Origin of the sequence: Solimonas soli DSM 21787 (genome assembly GCF_000474945.1) — a bacterium.
GTDB classification, from domain to species: domain Bacteria; phylum Pseudomonadota; class Gammaproteobacteria; order Nevskiales; family Nevskiaceae; genus Solimonas; species Solimonas soli.
Map to the genome: position 1 here is coordinate 38737 of NZ_AXDW01000007.1, position 16292 is coordinate 55028.

Here is a 16292-nt window from a genome sequence, read left to right on the forward strand (position 1 = left end):
TGAGGTGGAATCCGCCAAACGATAGCCGGCGGAGCACGCGCCCGCGCCAGCGTGGGCCGAATCTACCAACGGCGCCGCGCGCGCCGCTTTACATTTGGCGCCACGCGCCGCGGCGCACGACCGGGCGCCAACCGTTGCCCGCCCCGCGGCGGCGCTACGCCGCGCGCAGCGCGTCCTGCGGCGGCAGGTAGTCGCAGCCGAGCGCGTCGGCCACCGCCTTGTAGGTCACCTTGCCGCCATGCACGTTGAGGCCCTCGCGCAGGTTCGGATCGTCGAGCAGGGCCTGGCGATAGCCCTTGTCGGCGAGCGCGACCGCGAACGGCATGGTCGCGTTGGTCAGCGCGAACGTCGAGGTGCGGGCAACGCCGCCCGGCATGTTGGCGACGCAGTAATGGACGATGCCGTCGACCAGATATGTGGGCTCCTGGTGGGTGGTCGGCTTCGAGGTCTCGAAGCAGCCGCCCTGGTCGATCGCCACGTCGACGATCACCGTGCCCGCCTTCATATGTCCGAGCATGGCGCGTGTCACCAGCTTCGGCGCCGCCGCGCCCGGCACGAGCACCGCGCCGATCACCAGGTCCGCCTTGGCGATGCTGGTCTCGACCGCGTCGACCGTCGAGTACAGCGTCGTCGCGCGGTTCTCGAACACCGTGTCGAGCCAGCCGAGCCGCGTCAGCGAGCGATCGAGGATCGTCACGCGCGCGCCCATGCCGACCGCGATGCGCGCGGCGTTGTAGCCGACCACGCCGCCGCCGATGACGACCACCTCCGCCGCCGGCACGCCCGGCACGCCGCCGAGCAGCACGCCGTTGCCGCCGGCCGCCTTCTCCATCGCGTGCGCGCCGGCCTGGATCGACATGCGGCCGGCGACCTCGCTCATCGGCGCCAGCAGCGGCAGGCCGCCGCGCGCGTCGGTCACCGTCTCGTAGGCGATCGCCGTGCAGCCGGACGCGAGCAAGGCCCGGGTCTGCTCCGGATCGGGCGCAAGGTGCAGGTACGTGAACAGCACGTGATGGGGCTTGAGCATCGCGCACTCGACCGGCTGCGGTTCCTTGACCTTGATGATCATCTCGGCCCGATCGAACACCTCGGCCGCGGTCGCGAGGATCGTCGCTCCGGCGCGCTGGTACGCCGCATCATCGATGCCGATGCCGAGGCCCGCACGCGTCTCGATGAACACCTCGTGGCCATGCGCCGTCAGTTCACGCGCGCCGGCCGGGGTCAGGCCGACGCGATACTCATGGTTCTTGATTTCCTTCGGGGTTCCGATACGCATCTGCGGCTCCGGTTGGCAGAGCCGATTATTGCGCCGACCGACCGCTCGCGGCCTTCGTGAACTTCCCTCAGCCGGCCGGCGCTGCGCGGCCTGGCCTTAGAATGCGGCTCCGCTTCTTCACGAGCCCGCCATGCTGCAACCCCAGCGCCGCCCGCGGTCCGCCTTCCCTTTCATGCTGCTCATCGCCGGCGTCGGGCTGACCGGCTGGTACGGCCTGCAATGGACGAAGCTGCCGAAGTACAGCGACGCCGACCTCGCCGCCTCCGTCGAGCTCAACGTGCAGCTGGAACTGCAATCGCAACGTGCGCAGACGACGCAGGAAGGCATCGAACGCCTGCGCGCGCAGACGCGACAGGACCTGCTCGCCGACATCGCGCACGAGCGCCAGGAAGTGGAGACGGGCCTCGGCGCGGGCTTGATCGCGCTGGTGGCGGGGATCGGCAATCTGGTGCTGGTGACGCTCCTGAATCGGACGCGCAAATGAAAACGGCAGCCTGAAGGCCGCCGTTCTTCATTAATCATCACCACCGGTCAGTTCGGATCCTTACAGCTCGTTCTGTTCGCGGGAACCGCCGTCCCCGTCGTCGTTGCCAAGCCATACGGACTGATCTGGCCAGGCGGAGACACGGTCTCGGTCGTGAAATCGTCGGCAAGGCCAGGCAACACGAAGTCAACGAAAGTCCGGCCTTGGTCGCCATTGACCGAGATCGAAGCGATCAAGCGTACCTGCACCCAGTTGGCCCGGTCCTTCAGGTAGGTGACGAAGAACGAGCCGGTACCGCTCGCATCGAGCGCCACCGAGACCGGCACCGAGGCCGGATTGCCCGGGTCGAGAATCGGATTGCCGTTCAGCGTATTGCCGTTGTAATTCTCATCCGGCGCGTCGTAGATGCCGTTGAGATTGCGGTCCTCGTTGAAGCAGCCCCAGCTTGCTGCGGTCTCGCAGCCGCCCGCCACATCGTTCGGCGCCGGATTCCCCGTAGCGCACTTGAGATAGCCGCTACCCGCCGCAACTGTCCAGATTTTGCCGTTCCATGCTTCAAAGCCTTTCTGGTAGGAAAGGGCATTGATCGTCAGATTGACGGTGCTGCCCGCCGGCGGTGGGTTGCCGGCCGCGTCCGTCACTTGTACCGAGTACGGCAGTCTGTACTGCGTACTGTTCAAGGCTTCGATCGTGTTGCCGGTGCCCGGCAAAATGCGCAAGGCCTGCCCGCCGACGGTCAGCGTCGTGCTGCCGCTGATGGAGCCGATGACCGTCGTGCCGGTGATCTTCACGCCATCCTTCGAGCCCGTGGTCGGGCCGCCTTGATAGGTCACCACTGCTTCGCCGCTGGAATTGGTGACGGCCGTGCTTTGCAGCAGTCCACCACCGGAGTCATCGGTCAGCGTGAAATTGACACGCCGGCTGGCGACCGGATTGTCGTTGGAATCGCGGACCGTCGCCGTGATCACGCTGGTGCCCTTGACCGAGACCGTCGCCGGCGAAGCCTGCAGAGTGAGCTTCGCCGCCGTCGTCGCGTTGAACTGAATGCCCGTGCTCGCCGCAATGTTCGGGCTGCAGCTCGTGCAGGTCGCCGTCACGATGCCGCCACCGGAATTGCCCGCGGCGGATGGCTGATTGAGTTTCACCTTGGCGATGCCCGAAGCATCGGTTACCGCAGTCGGGGACGACAGCGTTCCACGCGTCGTGTTGAAGCTGATGGTCTGGCCACTGATCGTCCCGCCCGAGAGGCGCGCGGTGACGTTTTGCCAGATAGCGAAGGTCGCACCCGCACCGTTGCCGCCGGTCACCGATGCCGGACTGGCGGGCAGCGCCACATAGTCGCCCGCATTGCTGACCGTGACGCCGGTGATGACACCGCCGCTGTCCACCTTGCTGACGACCAGCTGCGCCGCCGTGTTCGGCGTGCCGCCGCTGATGGTCAGAACGTCGCCGACGACGTATCCCGAACCGCCCGCCGCCACCTCGACACCCAACGACAGCGAGGTCGCGCTGAACGGAATCTGCGTGTCGTCCGCCGGCGCGACCACGGTCAGCGTCTGCGCCGCAACCTGCACGGCCTGCTGGGCCGCGGTCGAATCATTGCTGCAGCTCAGCGGACGCACGGTCAGCGTATCGCTGCCGCCGACCGTGCCGGTGTAATCGATCGTGAACTGGCCGTTCGCGTCCGTCGTGCAGTTGCCGCCGGTGCAACTGCTGCCGGCATGTGCCGCGATCGTGTTGCCGAGACTCGAAGTCACCGTCAGCACCTGGTTGCTGATCGGATTGTTGCCGGCGTCCCTGAAGTTGATCGTGAAGCTCTGCTTGGCGCTCAATCCCACCGACGACGGCCCGTTGATGGCGATCGTCGTACCGGTCTCGGGCACGGAGACCGTGCTCGAGATGCCGGAGGCCTGCGCCGTGACGTCGATGATTTGATTGGTCGGATCGCCGCCCGTGGTCAGCACGGCTGTCGCCTGACCAGCAGCGTTAGTGGTTCCATTGATCACCTGGATGGCGCCACCGGCACCGCAGCTCGATGCTGCATTGAGTTCGGCAACGAACTCGACCGGAATACCGACCACGACATTGTTGCTCTGGTTCTTCACCAACGCCGTCAACGTCACACCTTGCACTGCCGTGCTGGCGCTCGACAAGAGCTGCGGCGAGCTGACGATCAGCGTCACGCTCTTCGCAGGATTAACGACCGTGAGCAGGGCGGTACCCGCCGTCGCGCCGGTCACCGACGCCTGCAGCTTGTCCGGATTCGCGCTGACCGTGCTGCCTGCGGTGTACGTCGTTGTCGCGATGCCACTGCTGTTCGACACCACCGACGAATTGGCCAGAGCGCCGTGCGAGTTGTTCTCCGGCACGCTGAAATTCACGCTCGCGCCACCGACCGGATTGCCCTTGGCATCCAAGACCGTCGCCGTCAGCGTCGTCGCCGCATTCAAGGCCACGCTGCTCGGATTGAGTGTCAGGCTCACCGTCTTGGCAGCCCCGGCGACAAACGTCACGTTCACCGTCTGCGTAAACCCGCCGATATCGGCCTTGATCGTTGCCGTGCCGGGCTCCGTCCCCGCCGTCAGCACGAAGTCGGCATTGCCGCTCGCGTCGGTGGCGACCGACTTGGAGGTCGGCGTACCTGCCGAGGCGTTGAACAGCACGCCCTGCCCGACCAGCGCGGAGCCGTCGGCGGCCGTCACGTGTGCGCGAATCGTCGCCTTCGAGCTACCGTCAGCCGGGATGCTGCCGGTCAAGGCCGTCAGCGTGAGACTGCCGACTGCGACAACGCCACCGCTGTCGACATTGACCGTGGTGCTGCCGGACACATTCTCCGGCGTCGCGGTTGCCGTGAGCGTCGCCGAACCGGCCGACGGCGCCTTGAAGCTCACCGTGGCGAGACCATTGCCGTCCGTCGTGGCCGTCGCGCTGACGAGCGTTCCCGCCGAAGCTGTGAATTTGACAGCGTGCGCGGCGATCGGGTTGCCGCTGGCATCGCTCAGAAGGGCCGTCACCGAACTCACGCCGGCCGGCGCCACCGTGCTCGGCGCGGCACTGACCGATACGGTATGCACCGTACCGGCAGTGACCGTCGCGTTCGCGCTGCTGCTGAATCCACCGGAGGCGGCAGTGAGCGTCACGGTACCAGCGGTCGCCGGCGCGGTGTACTGCACCGAAGCCTGGCCGCTGCCGTTCGTCGACACCGATGCGGAGCTAAAGCTGCCTGCCGTCGCGCTGAAATTGACCTGCTGACCGGCCAAGGCCGTGCCATTGCCGTCCTTCACGGTTGCGATAACGGTCTGGCTGCCGCTCGCCGACATCGCCGCGTTGGCCAGCTGCAACGAGATGCTGCCAATCGCCTTGGCGCTCGGATCGACGGAAATGGTGACCAGCTTGCTGGCATTCCCGGCCACGATGTCGAACTGTTCGTACCCGGCAGCCACGGACGTGCCTGCCGTGAACGTCACACTGACGTTGCCGTTCGCATCGGTGACCGCGGTCGATGAACTCAAGGTCCAACCGCTCGTGTTGCCCGCATTGTGGTTGAAACGTACCAGCTGACCGGCGGCGATCGGGTTATTCGCCGCGTCGAGGACTTGCGCGGTGATGGTCGCCGTGCCACCCGGAACGACCGGGCTGCTGGCAATCGACACGACGATCGACGAGGCGGCGCCCGGCACCACGGTGACCTGCGTTTGCGCCGTGTAGTTGCCGACCGTGGCGGACAACTGCACCGGCCCGACATCGGCAGGCGCGGTCAGGGTGACGGCGGCGACGCCGCTGGCGTCGGTCGGCGCACTCGAGGCGTTGAGCGTCCCGCTGGCGGCCGCAAAATGGACCGGAATGCCCGTCAGGCTACCGCTGCTGGTCTGCACGGTTGCGCGGACAATGACGGAGCCGTTGGCGCTGACGGTGGTCGTCGCGGCATCCAGGCTCAGGCCAGTGATGACGGCCGTCGAAGCGGAGATCGTGATATTGGTCGTGGCGTTGAGACCGCTGGTGGTCTTCGCTGTGATCGTGTCGCCAGTACCGCTGGTGGGCGCGCTGTACTGCGTGGCCGCTTCGCCGTTGTCGTCGGTGTTGACCGTCGCGCTCGAGAAACGCGCGCCGTTCTTGACGCTGTCGCTCGGCACGCTGAAGGAAATGGTCACGTTCGGCACGCGATTGCCCGACTGGTCAAAGACCGTCGCGCGAATCGAGGAGGTTCCGCCCGGTTGCACGGTCGCTGGCGCGGCCGACAGCACCACGGTTTTCGGAGTGCCGGCGACAAAAATGATTTGCGTCGCACTGGACAGCCCGGCCGTGGATGCCGTCACCGTTGCCGTACCGACCTGCGCCGACGAGATAAGCGAAACGCGGGCGATGCCGTTGCTGTCCGTGGTGGCGCTCGCGGCTGTCAGAGTGCCCGCAGTGGTCGCAAAATTGACGCTGCTCCCCGGTACCGCGCCACCGGCACTGTCCTCCACCTTGGCGCTCAGTGTCGTCATCGTGGTGCCATCGGCGACCGCCGTCGCGCTTCCGGACGTGAGCACGATGGAGTCGACCGAAGTCGCGGACGCGGACACAGTCAGGTTCGTACTCGCGATGGCCGACGCCCCGCTGGCGGCCAAGGCAGCCTGCAGAGTGTCCGTGCCGACGTTCGGGCCCGCCTGATACGTCGTACTGGCGCGACCATTCACATCCGTCGTGATGGTGCTCGCGGCGAACTGACCGCCGCTGATGTTCGAACTGTTGCTGAGAGAAACCAGTTCACCGCTGACGGGCAGATTATTGCCATCCGTCACGACGACGTTCACCGAGGTCACGCCCGCGGGCCGCACCTGCGCGGGTGCCAACGCAATCGAGACTTTTGTGGCAGGGCCGGCGACGAAGTTGATGTTCACGTTCGCAGACAGACCCGATTTCGGCTCACGCACCGTCACCGTCGCGCGTCCGAGCGTGTTTCCCGCCTTCAAGCGAGTGAGCGCCTGGCCGTTGCTGTCCGTCTTCGCCGATGCGGCCGTCAGGCTGCCGGCATTCGTCTGAAAGCTCAGATCCGTGCCGGCGACCGCGACGCCAGTGGTATCCGTCAGCGTCGCGGTCAATAAGCTGGTCGACGAACCGTCCGCGACCACGGAGGTCTGCGCCGCCGCAATCGTCAGCGTCGCCGGAATGCCACTGCCCGTGCTTCCGCCGGTCGTCGATCCACCCGTCGTGCCGCCCGTCGAGCCACCAAGGCCACCGCCGGTGGTCTCACCGCTGCCCAAGCCGCCACCGCCGCCACAGCCGGCCAGCATCAACGCGCACAACACCGCGGCGCCCAGTTTGAGCTTCAGCATGAGAACCCCCACCCCTGATCGATTTCGCGTGACGACCGTGAGCTTGGATGCTAGCCCGAAAATCCAGACCAAACAAGAAACTCTGTGATGTTCTGCAACCATTTCAGCAAATTGCAACACAGTTCGTTTGGTGCCGCCCCTTGCCGTATGATTCGCGGCCGCGCCTTCGTAGCTCAGTGGATAGAGCGACCGCCTCCTAAGCGGTAGGTCGCAGGTTCGATTCCTGCCGAGGGCACCAGACACAGGCCGGCGACCGGCGCCACCGACTTGAGGACCAACGATGAAGGTCAGTGGCCAGATCGAGTTCAGCATCGTCGAGCAATCTGCCGAGCGCGTGGTCGGCGAGATGCCGGTGCAGGCCGGCATCCTCAATCCGTCCGGCATCGCGCACGCAGGAGCGATGCTGGGGTTCGCCGATGTCTGCGCGACAGTGCTGACGTTCGGCGGCACGACGATGGCGCCGGGTCAGAGCGGCTTTCCGCTGGCGATCAACCTCAACGCCGCGCGGCTCGGCAATCAGAAGGACGGCACGTTCACCGCGACTTCGGTGTGCGTGAAGCGCGGCAAACGGCTCAGCGTCGTGCGCACGACGGTTGCCGGCGAAGGCGGCTGATTGCCGGCGTGACGACCGCCACGTGCCGGAGAAATAGCCGCTACCGGCCCGCCGGTGGCCGACCGGCTCGCGATTACTTCAGCACCTGGCCGAGAAAGGCGCGCAGGCGCTCGTTGGCCGGCGCCGCGAAGAACCGTTGCGGCTCGTCCTCGTAGACGACTTCGCCGGCTTCCATGAAGACGACGCGGTGCGCGACGGCGCGCGCGAAGCCCATCTCGTGCGTGACCACGCACATGGTCATGCCTTCGCGCGCCAGCACCTTCATCACGTCGAGCACCTCGTTGACCTTTTCCGGATCGAGCGCCGAGGTCGGTTCGTCGAACAGCATGATGTCCGGCTGCATGGCCAGGGCGCGGGCGATGGCGACGCGCTGCTGCTGACCGCCGGACAGCTGCGCCGGATGGGCCTCCGCCTTGTCGGCGAGCCCGACCTTGGCGAGCAGCTGCTCGGCACGCTCGCGTGCTTCGCCCTCGCCGATGCCGACCACGACGCGCGGCGCCAGCATCAGGTTCTCGAGCACGGTCTTGTGCGGGAACAGGTTGAAGGACTGGAACACCATGCCCAGGTGCGTGCGCAGGCGGTTGAGATCGGCGCGCGAGGCGTGCACGGAATGTCCGAGCACCTCGATCTCGCCGGTGGTGATCGTCTCCAGCGCGTTGAGCGTGCGCAGCAGCGTCGATTTGCCGGAGCCGCTCGGGCCGATGATGCAGACCACCTCGCCGCGCTTCACGCGCAGCGAGACGTTCTTCAGGCCGACGACGCCGTTCGCGAAGGTCTTGCCGACGCCGCGCACGTCGATCAGCACCTCGTCCTTCGGCTCAGTCATGGGCGAGCCTCTTTTCGAGCCGGCGCACGCACCAGGACAGGGTGCCGGTCAGCACCAGGTACATCGCCGCGACCGTGAACCAGACCTCGAAGGGGCTGAAGGTCGAGGCGACGACCTCGCGGCCGGCCTTGGTGAGATCGGTCAGCGCCATCACCGACACGAGCGAGGAATCCTTGATCAGGTTGATGAACTGGCCGGCGAGCGGCGGCAGGGTTTTCTTGAAGGCCTGCGGCAGGATCACGTGGCGCATCGCCTGCGGCACGCTCATGCCGAGGCTGCGCGCCGCCTCCATCTGGCCTTTCGGAATCGCCTCGATGCCGGCGCGCACGATTTCGGCCACGTAGGCGCCGGTGAACACGGCGAGCGCGGCGACGCCGGCGGTGAAGGCCGACAGCTTGAGCACCGTGCCGACGAAGAAATAGAAGATGAAGATCTGCACCAATAGCGGCGTGCCGCGGATCAGCTCGACGTAGGTGGTCGCCAGGCCGTAGGCCGCCGGATTGCGCGACACGCGGCCAAGGCCGGCGGCGAGCCCGAGCAGCATCGAGAACAGCAGCGCCACCGCGGAAATTCGCAGCGTCATCCACAAACCCAGGGTCAGCGGCCCCGGCACGAGGCCGCGCTTGCGCGCCAGCGGATCGTTCTGGAAGACGAGATCGCCGTCGCCGACGAGCAGATCGTCGAAGCCGGTCAGCGTTTCGCGGCGACCGCCCTTGAGCTCCTTGAGGGTCAGGCTCTTGCCGTCCGCGCCGACCGATACGAAGCCGTCGAAGGACGCCTTCAGCTCGGTGCCCTCGTTGCTGACCAGGTACTGCGGGATGCGCTCCCAGCGCCAGCTGTATTCGATGCGGTCGCCGGCGGCGTGCAGCGCGTAGCCGATCGCGAGCAGCACCGCGACGTACACGCCGTACCACCACCATCGAGCGGATGACGATTGCATGGATGAATGACCGAGCAAGAAACGCTCCGGCGGACGCCGGCAGCGCGCGGACCGTAGCAAGCGGCCGGCCTCCGCCGCAATCGGCACTTACCCCGCAGGCGCCGACGCGGCACGGTTCTTGGTTGTGCTTTACGGCGGACCGTACATCGGGGTGCGGTCCGACTTGGAGAGGTCGATGAATCCGTCTCAGATCGCAATGGTGCAAGCCAGCTGGCAGCAGGTGCTGCCGATGCGCCGGCAGGCCGCCGCGCTGTTCTACGGCCGGCTGTTCAGCCTCCACCCGCATCTGCGCGCCCTCTTCCACTCGCCGATCGCCGAGCAGGGCGAGAAGCTGATCAACATGATCGACGCCGCGATCGGCAATCTCGACCGTCTCGACCAGCTGATGCCGGTCATCCACGCGCTCGGCGCCCGTCATCAGGGCTACGGCGTGCAGCCGGATCACTACGTCGCCGTCGGCGGCGCGCTGCTGTGGACGCTCGAGCAGGGTCTGGGCGCAGCCTTCACCGCGGAGCTTTGCGAAGCCTGGACCGAGGTCTACAGCGCGCTCGCCGCGGCGATGCTCGACGGCGCCTCGCAGGCCGACGGCCCGATGCCGGCTACGCTGGCAGCGTGAGGCTGACGCGCAGGCCGCCGGCGTCGCGGTTCGCGAGCTGGATGCGGCCGCCGTGCGCCTCGACGATCTCGCGCGCCAGCGCGAGGCCGAGGCCGGTGCCGGCACGCTTGGTCGAATAGAACGGCAACAGCGCATGCGCGAGCACCGTCTCGCTCATGCCGCCGCCGCGATCGCGCACGTCGATACGCCACTGCGCGGCGACATGCAGGATCTCCAGTTCGACGCTGTCGGCCGGGCTGCCGGCTTCGTGCGCGTTCTTCAGCAGGTTGATCAGCACCTGCTCGAGCTGCCCCGGATCGAAGCGCGCCTCGGTGTCCGGCACGGTGCCGGCGACGCGGAACTGCACCTGCGGCGCCAGGCCGGCGACGAAGGCGCGCCAGTTCACCGCCTCGATGCGCGGCGCCGGCAGACGCGCGAACCGCGCGTAGCCTTCGATGAATTCGTGCAGATGCCGGGCGCGGCCGCCGATGCTCGCGAACACCTCGGGCAGGCGCTCGGTGCTGCCGCGCCGCGCCAGCTCGGCACCGCTGTGCGCGAGCGAGGAGATCGGCGCCAGCGAATTGTTCAGCTCGTGGCTCATGACGCGGATGACTTTCTTCCAGGTCGCCACTTCCTGGCGCGACAGCTCGCGCGTCATGCGCCGGAACAGATAGAGCCGGTGCGCGCGACCCTGCAGGCGGAAGCCGCGTTGCGAGAGGTGGAAGGTCTCCTCGCCCTCCGGGAATTCGACGCTGAACAGCGCATCGCCGCCGCCGGCGATCGCCTCGCGCATGCTCGCCGGTCCGGCGTCGATGATGTCACCGAACGACAGGCCGACGAGACCGCGGTTGTCGTTGAACAGCTGCCGCGCCGCGAGGTTGCCGTAGGCGACGTGGCCGAGATCATCGACCAGCAGCAGCGCGACCGGCGAGTTCTGCACCACGGTATCGAGCAGCAGCTCGCGCTGCGCCAGATGCTGGCGCTGCTCGCGCAGCGTGCGCCCCAGCTCGTTGTGCAGGCGCGCCAGCGTGCCGAGCGCGCCGCCGGGCGTGGCGGCGATCGAGAAGCTGAAATCGCCGTCGCGGAAACTGGCGACGGCGCCTTCGAGCGCGCGCAGCAGCTGGTGGATCGGCCGCGTCAGACGGTGCGCGAGCCAGGCCGCCGCCGGCAGGCCGAGCAAGGCCGCCGCCAGCACGGCCAGCCACGGCGACTGCGTGAGCTGCAGGCACGCGACCGCCGCCGCGACCGCCAGCGCGGCGCCGGCGCCGATGGCCAGCAGGAAACGGACTTCGAGCGAGAGAGACGGCATGCCGCGCAGCCTAGGGCCTGTCACCGCTGATGGCCACAGCCCCGGCGGCCCGCCGCCGCGCGCTCAGCCGGCCGTCTCGAAACCGTAGCGCTCCATGCGCCGGTAGAGAGCCTGCCGCGACAGGCCGAGCGCCTGCGCGGTGCGGCTGATGTTGCCGCCGCTTGCCTTCAGTGCCGCGGCGATCGTCTCGCGGTCCGGCTCGTCGGCGCCGCGCGGCGCGGGCCGGCGCTGCGGCAGGCCGAGATCGGCGGCGCGGATCACGCCGCCGCGGCACAGCAGGCGCGCGCGTTCGACGGCATTGCGCAGCTCGCGCACATTGCCCGGCCAGTGGTAGTCGAGCAGCGCTTCACGTGCGTCGTCGGCGAGCGCGGCCTCGCCGCCGACGAAGAATTCGGCGAGCGGGATGATGTCGTCGCTGCGCTCGGCGAGCGGCGGCAGCAGCACTTCGATCAGGTTCAGGCGGTAGTAGAGATCCTGGCGGAAGGTGCCCTCGGCGATCATCTTCGGCAGCTCGGCGTTGGTCGCGCTCAGCACGCGGACCTTGACCTGCCGCGTGCGCGAGGAACCGAGCCGCTCGAACTGGCCGGTCTCCAGCACGCGCAGCAGCTTGACCTGGCCGGACAGCGGCAGATTGCCGATCTCGTCGAGGAACAGCGTGCCGCCGTGCGCCGATTCGAAGCGCCCTTCACGCGCGCGGTTCGCCCCGGTGTAGGCGCCCGCCTCGGCGCCGAACAGCTCGGCCTCGATCAGCTCGCCCGGCAGCGCGCCGCAGTTGACGGCGATGAACGGGCCGTCCCTGACCGCCGAATTGGCATGCACGATCTGCGCGATGCGCTCCTTGCCGGCGCCGTTCGGCCCGGTGATCAGCACCGGCACGTCGGCGCGCGCGACCTGGCAGGCGAGCTCGACGACGCGCGCCATCGCCTCCGAGCCGTAGACCAGGCCGCGCAGATCGTAGCGACGCTCCAGCTCCTCGCGGCGCTGGCGGCGCTCGCGGCGCAGGCGCGACACGGCGCGGCTCGTCTCCGACAGCTCGAGCAGGTTCTCGACCGTGGTCAGCAGCTTGTTGTCGTCCCAGGGCTTGGCGAGATAGTCGGCGGCGCCGGCCTTGACCAGCTCGACCGCGGTCTCCAGATGCGTCCACGCCGTCAGCAGCATCACCGGCATGTCCGGGTAGCGCTCGCGGATCGCGCGGAACAACTGCACGCCTTCCTCGCCCGAGGTGGTGTCGGCGCGGAAGTTCATGTCGGCGATGACCAGATCGACGCGCTCGACCATCAGCATCGCCAGGCCCTCCTCCGGCGTCGCCGCGCCGCAGCTGCGGATGTCGCGCAGCGACAGCAGCAGGCCGAGCGCCTCGCGCACGCCGGCGTTGTCGTCGATGATCAGTACGGTTCTCATCTCATCCCGGGCGCGCATGCACATTCGATGCACATGCGCTGCAAATGGTTGGAATGCCCTCGCACGCCATGCCGCGGATCATAGCGCGCGGCCTGCGATGGCCGTCGGCTCCGCTCCTGCGCATCCCTGCGCCCGCGGAGCCCCCGTACCTGCTGTACATAAAAAAGCGCGCCGACGGGCGGCGCGCAATCTTGGGTGTGATCGATGATCCGCTGTTCATGTGCGCTACACGGAGCGCGTCGCCGTCGCCGGCGGCACCGAGGCGGCGCGCAGCGCCGGCGCCAGCACCGAGAGCTGCCCGAGCACCCACAGCGCGACCGCGCCGACCGGCAGGTAGTACAGCGGCAGGCGCGGCAGCTCGTACTGGCGCATCAGCCAGCCGCTGATCGCGTAGGCCGCGCCCATGCCGATGACGATGCCGGCGCTGACGATCAGGAAATTCTCGGTCTGGAAGTAATGCAGGATCTGCGCGCGCGTCGCGCCGAGCGCGCGGCGGATGCCGATCTGCCGGCGGCGGCGCTGCACCCAGAAGCTGGCGAGCCCGACGATGCCGAGCGCGGTGACGATCAGCAGCGACACGACGACCGCGATCAGCAGGCCGGCCATGACGCGGTCCTGCTTGAAGAAGTCGCTGCGGATCTCCTCGAGCGTCTTGGCGTCGAAGATGATGCGGTTCGGCGCGATCTCGTGCAGTTTCTTCTTCGCCGCCTCGATCACCGCCTGGCGATTGGCCGGATCGGTGCGCAGCACGAAGTTGCCGTAGGCGAGGCTGAGGCGGACCGGCTGGATCATGCTGCTTTCGGCGAACGCCATGTCGCTGTCGAAGCGCGGCCGCACGAGGCGCTCGACGATGCCGATCACGCGGCTGGGCTCGTCACCGGCGTAGATCTCGCGGCCGAGCGGATTGTCGTTGCCGAACAGCTTGCGGGCCAGCGTCTGCGTGATGATGACGACCTTCGGTTCGGCCGCGCCGGAACCGAGCAGCGCATCGAAGTCGACGTATTCCTCGGGCAGGAAATCGCGGCCGGCGATCAGCTTGACGCCCAGCGTCTCGAGCAGGTTCTCGTCGCCGTAGTAGGCGCCGACGTTGGCGATGCTGCTCTTGTCGTCCTTCGCCATGCGCAGCGAGGTGTTCCACGACGAGCTGCCGAACGGCACCTGATTGGTGATCGTGGCCGCCTTCACGCCGGGCAGCGCGGCGAGCGCGGCGACCGTCTCGCGCGCCTGTGCGGCGGCCTCGGTCGGATTGCCGCGCTGTCCGACGCCGGCGGTGCGGATGCGGATCAGCTCGGTCTCCGCCGCGCCGCTGACCAGCTGGCTGCGCTCGAGGCGATGCATGATCAGGAACAGCGCGTTGCAGATGATGGCGCAGCACAGCGCGATCTCGATGGCGATCAGTGCCGCGGCCGTTTTCTGCCGCTTCAGCGCGGCGAGGATCGGAGCGATGTCCATGGCGGGAGTCCCGGTCAGTCGGATTTCAGTTGCAGGGCCGGCGCGACCTGGCAGGCACGCCAGGCCGGCAGCAGGCCGGAGATGAGGCTGGCGAGCAGCGCCAGGCCCAGTGTGGCCAGCAGCATCGGCAGATCGAGATGCGCGAGGCTCGCGTAGTCGCCGGGCTGCTGACGAACCGCCCACAGGCCGAGCAGGGCCAGCAGCAGGCCGAGCACGGCACCGGCCGCGCCGACCGCGCCGGCCTCGACCAGAAACTGCGCGAACACCTCGCGGCGCGATGCGCCGATCGCGCGGCGTACCGCCACTTCGCCGCTGCGGCGCAGGAACTTGGCGAGCATCAGGCCGACGGTGTTGACCAGGCAGACGACGAGGAAGCCCATCGCCAGCCAGACCTGCAGGCGCACGTCGGACGGCACGACCTTCTGATAATCCAGCCACTGCATCAGATTGCGCAGGCGCACGTTGGTCGGCCGCGGGAAGCGGCCCTGCGCGCGCTGCTGGTCCGAGTAGTTGCGCAGGAACGTCTCGTACTCGGCCTGCTTCTGCGGCGTGTCGAGCTCGACCCAGAACTGCATCCAGGTGCAGTTCGGCGACACCTCGGGCTCGGGCGCGTCGTCCCAGCAATCCATCGAACCGTTGCGGCCGAACTTCAGCTCGAGTGCCGTCTCGACCGGCAGGAAGACATCCTCGACCTCGCTGTAGTTGCCGACGTTGAGATCGTAGAAGTGCGGCGTCGGCCGCCATTCGTCGAGCACGCCGATCACGCGGAAGTCGGTGCTCTGCAGCCGCAGCGTCCTGCCGACGCTGTCGGCGCCGGCGAAGACCTTGTCGTTGAGCTTCTTCGAGATCACCACGTCGCGCGCGTGCGCATCGTCATCGGCCGCGGACCAGCCGCCGCCGTAGCGGAACGGCACCTGGAACATCGCGAAGAAATCGGCCGTGGTGTAGCGCGCATCCGCGAAGAACGGCTCGATCGCCGCGTCGTCCGGCTGCACCACCGCCGAGCCGCCGGCCATCAGCGCCTGGCGATCGGCGCGCCGCACCTTCAGCAGGTTGACGCCGTCCGGATAGGTCAGCTGCGTCGGCGGCTCCTCGCCCGGCTGATAGTCGTCCATGCTGTGCGGTTCGACCTGAGGCACGAACAGCCGCGCGCTGCGGTCGGGCAGCGGATCGCCCGACAGCACACGCAGCACCGTCAGCGTCGTGATGCTGGCGCCGATGCCGAGGCCGATGGCGATCACCATCAGCGCGGTCAGCGCCGGATTCTTCTTCAGGCTGCGCGCCGCCAGCCACAGGTAGTAGCGGAACATGGCGGCTCCTTACGCGGACGCGCGCGCGCCGGGATGGGCGCCGAGGCTGGCGACGTTCATGCGCAGCTTCGGCTCTTCGCCGAGATCGACGACCTGGCCCGTCGATCACGTGCACGTTGCGCTGCGCGCGCGCCGCCAGTTCCGGATCGTGCGTGACCATGACGATGGTCGCGCCGTCGCGGTGGATCTCCTCGAGCAGCTGCATCACCGCGCGCGCCATCTGCGTGTCGAGATTGCCGGTCGGCTCGTCGGCGAGCAGCAGCTTCGGGCTGCCGGCCAGCGCGCGGGCGATCGCCACGCGCTGCTGCTGGCCGCCCGACAGCTCGGCCGGATAGTGGCGCATGCGCGCCGAAAGGCCGACGCGCTCCAGCGCCTCGCCGATGCGCTTCCTGCGCTCGGCGGCCGACATCTTGCGGTAGCGCAGCGGCACGTCGACGTTGTCGTAGATGTTGAGATCGGGAATCAGGTTGAAGGCCTGGAAGATGAAGCCGATCTTGCCGTTGCGGATGCGCGAGCGGCCGTCGTCGCCGAGCTTGCCGACATCCTCGCCGTCGAGCTCGTAGCTGCCGCCGGTCGGCGTTTCGAGCAGGCCGGCGATGTTGAGGAAGGTCGTCTTGCCCGAACCCGACGGCCCGGTGACGGCGACGAACTCGCCCTCGCGGACGTGGATGGAGAAATCGCGCAGGGCGTAGGTCTCGACGACCTCGGTGCGGAACGACTTCGACAGATGCGTCATCTTCAGCATGGGAGTTTCCTTTCCTCGATTCG

11 protein-coding genes, 1 tRNA gene and 1 pseudogene are annotated in these 16292 nt (G+C 67.9%); 4 read left to right on the forward strand and 9 right to left on the reverse strand.

Annotated features, from left to right (window positions below; genetic code table 11):
• Window positions 1–154: 154 nt before the first annotated feature.
• Window positions 155–1276 carry an alanine dehydrogenase gene (ald, locus tag K344_RS0104545; RefSeq protein ID WP_028079663.1) on the reverse strand — a complete coding sequence of 374 codons (1122 nt, stop codon included), beginning with the start codon at window positions 1274–1276 and terminating at the stop codon, window positions 155–157.
• 130 nt (window positions 1277–1406) lie between these two features.
• Between ald and K344_RS0104550 the strand changes: the two genes are divergently transcribed.
• Window positions 1407–1760 (forward strand): hypothetical protein, encoded by a 354-nt coding sequence (locus K344_RS0104550; RefSeq protein ID WP_157622770.1) that lies wholly within the window; start codon window positions 1407–1409, stop codon window positions 1758–1760.
• Window positions 1761–1807: 47 nt separating this feature from the next.
• Here the strand turns inward: K344_RS0104550 and K344_RS0104555 are convergent, their stop codons facing one another.
• Complete coding sequence (locus K344_RS0104555; RefSeq protein WP_157622771.1) at window positions 1808–7078, reverse strand: beta strand repeat-containing protein; 5271 nt, start codon at window positions 7076–7078, stop codon at window positions 1808–1810.
• A 162-nt stretch (window positions 7079–7240) separates the two neighbouring features.
• On the opposite strand from K344_RS0104555, the gene K344_RS0104570 reads away from it, so the two are divergent.
• Together K344_RS0104570 and K344_RS22840 are read left to right on the forward strand one after the other, a co-directional pair.
• A tRNA-Arg gene (locus K344_RS0104570) sits at window positions 7241–7316 on the forward strand.
• Between the two features lie 42 nt (window positions 7317–7358).
• Entirely contained in the window at window positions 7359–7691 is a 333-nt protein-coding gene (locus K344_RS22840; RefSeq protein WP_051361902.1) for a PaaI family thioesterase, read from the forward strand.
• A gap of 73 nt (window positions 7692–7764) precedes the next feature.
• Here the strand turns inward: K344_RS22840 and K344_RS0104580 are convergent, their stop codons facing one another.
• Window positions 7765–8517, reverse strand: coding sequence for an amino acid ABC transporter ATP-binding protein (locus K344_RS0104580; RefSeq protein ID WP_028079667.1), 753 nt, complete (start codon window positions 8515–8517; stop codon window positions 7765–7767).
• Window positions 8510–9457, reverse strand: coding sequence for an amino acid ABC transporter permease (locus K344_RS0104585; RefSeq protein ID WP_028079668.1), 948 nt, complete (start codon window positions 9455–9457; stop codon window positions 8510–8512). Before K344_RS0104585 ends, K344_RS0104580 begins: the two co-directional genes overlap by 8 nt.
• A gap of 175 nt (window positions 9458–9632) precedes the next feature.
• Here K344_RS0104585 and K344_RS20240 point away from each other — a divergent pair, with 175 nt between their 5' ends.
• Window positions 9633–10073 (forward strand): globin family protein, encoded by a 441-nt coding sequence (locus K344_RS20240; RefSeq protein ID WP_043113813.1) that lies wholly within the window; start codon window positions 9633–9635, stop codon window positions 10071–10073.
• On the opposite strand, the gene K344_RS0104595 is transcribed toward K344_RS20240, so the two are convergent.
• The 5 genes and pseudogenes from K344_RS0104595 to K344_RS24900 all read right to left on the reverse strand — a co-directional run bounded on the left by K344_RS0104595 (window position 10057) and on the right by K344_RS24900 (window position 16269).
• Window positions 10057–11361, reverse strand: a complete 1305-nt coding sequence (locus tag K344_RS0104595) for a sensor histidine kinase (RefSeq protein ID WP_043113814.1) — start codon at window positions 11359–11361, stop codon at window positions 10057–10059. The genes K344_RS20240 and K344_RS0104595 overlap by 17 nt on opposite strands.
• A gap of 63 nt (window positions 11362–11424) precedes the next feature.
• Window positions 11425–12762: a sigma-54-dependent transcriptional regulator gene (locus K344_RS0104600; protein ID WP_028079670.1), complete on the reverse strand. Its 1338-nt coding sequence runs from the start codon at window positions 12760–12762 to the stop codon at window positions 11425–11427.
• A gap of 225 nt (window positions 12763–12987) precedes the next feature.
• On the reverse strand, window positions 12988–14214 hold the full coding sequence (locus K344_RS0104605) for an ABC transporter permease (RefSeq protein ID WP_028079671.1): 1227 nt from the start codon (window positions 14212–14214) through the stop codon (window positions 12988–12990).
• 14 nt (window positions 14215–14228) lie between these two features.
• Window positions 14229–15524 (reverse strand): ABC transporter permease, encoded by a 1296-nt coding sequence (locus K344_RS0104610; protein ID WP_028079672.1) that lies wholly within the window; start codon window positions 15522–15524, stop codon window positions 14229–14231.
• Window positions 15525–15533: 9 nt separating this feature from the next.
• Window positions 15534–16269, reverse strand: a pseudogene (locus K344_RS24900) (ABC transporter ATP-binding protein).
• Window positions 16270–16292 lie beyond the last annotated feature (23 nt).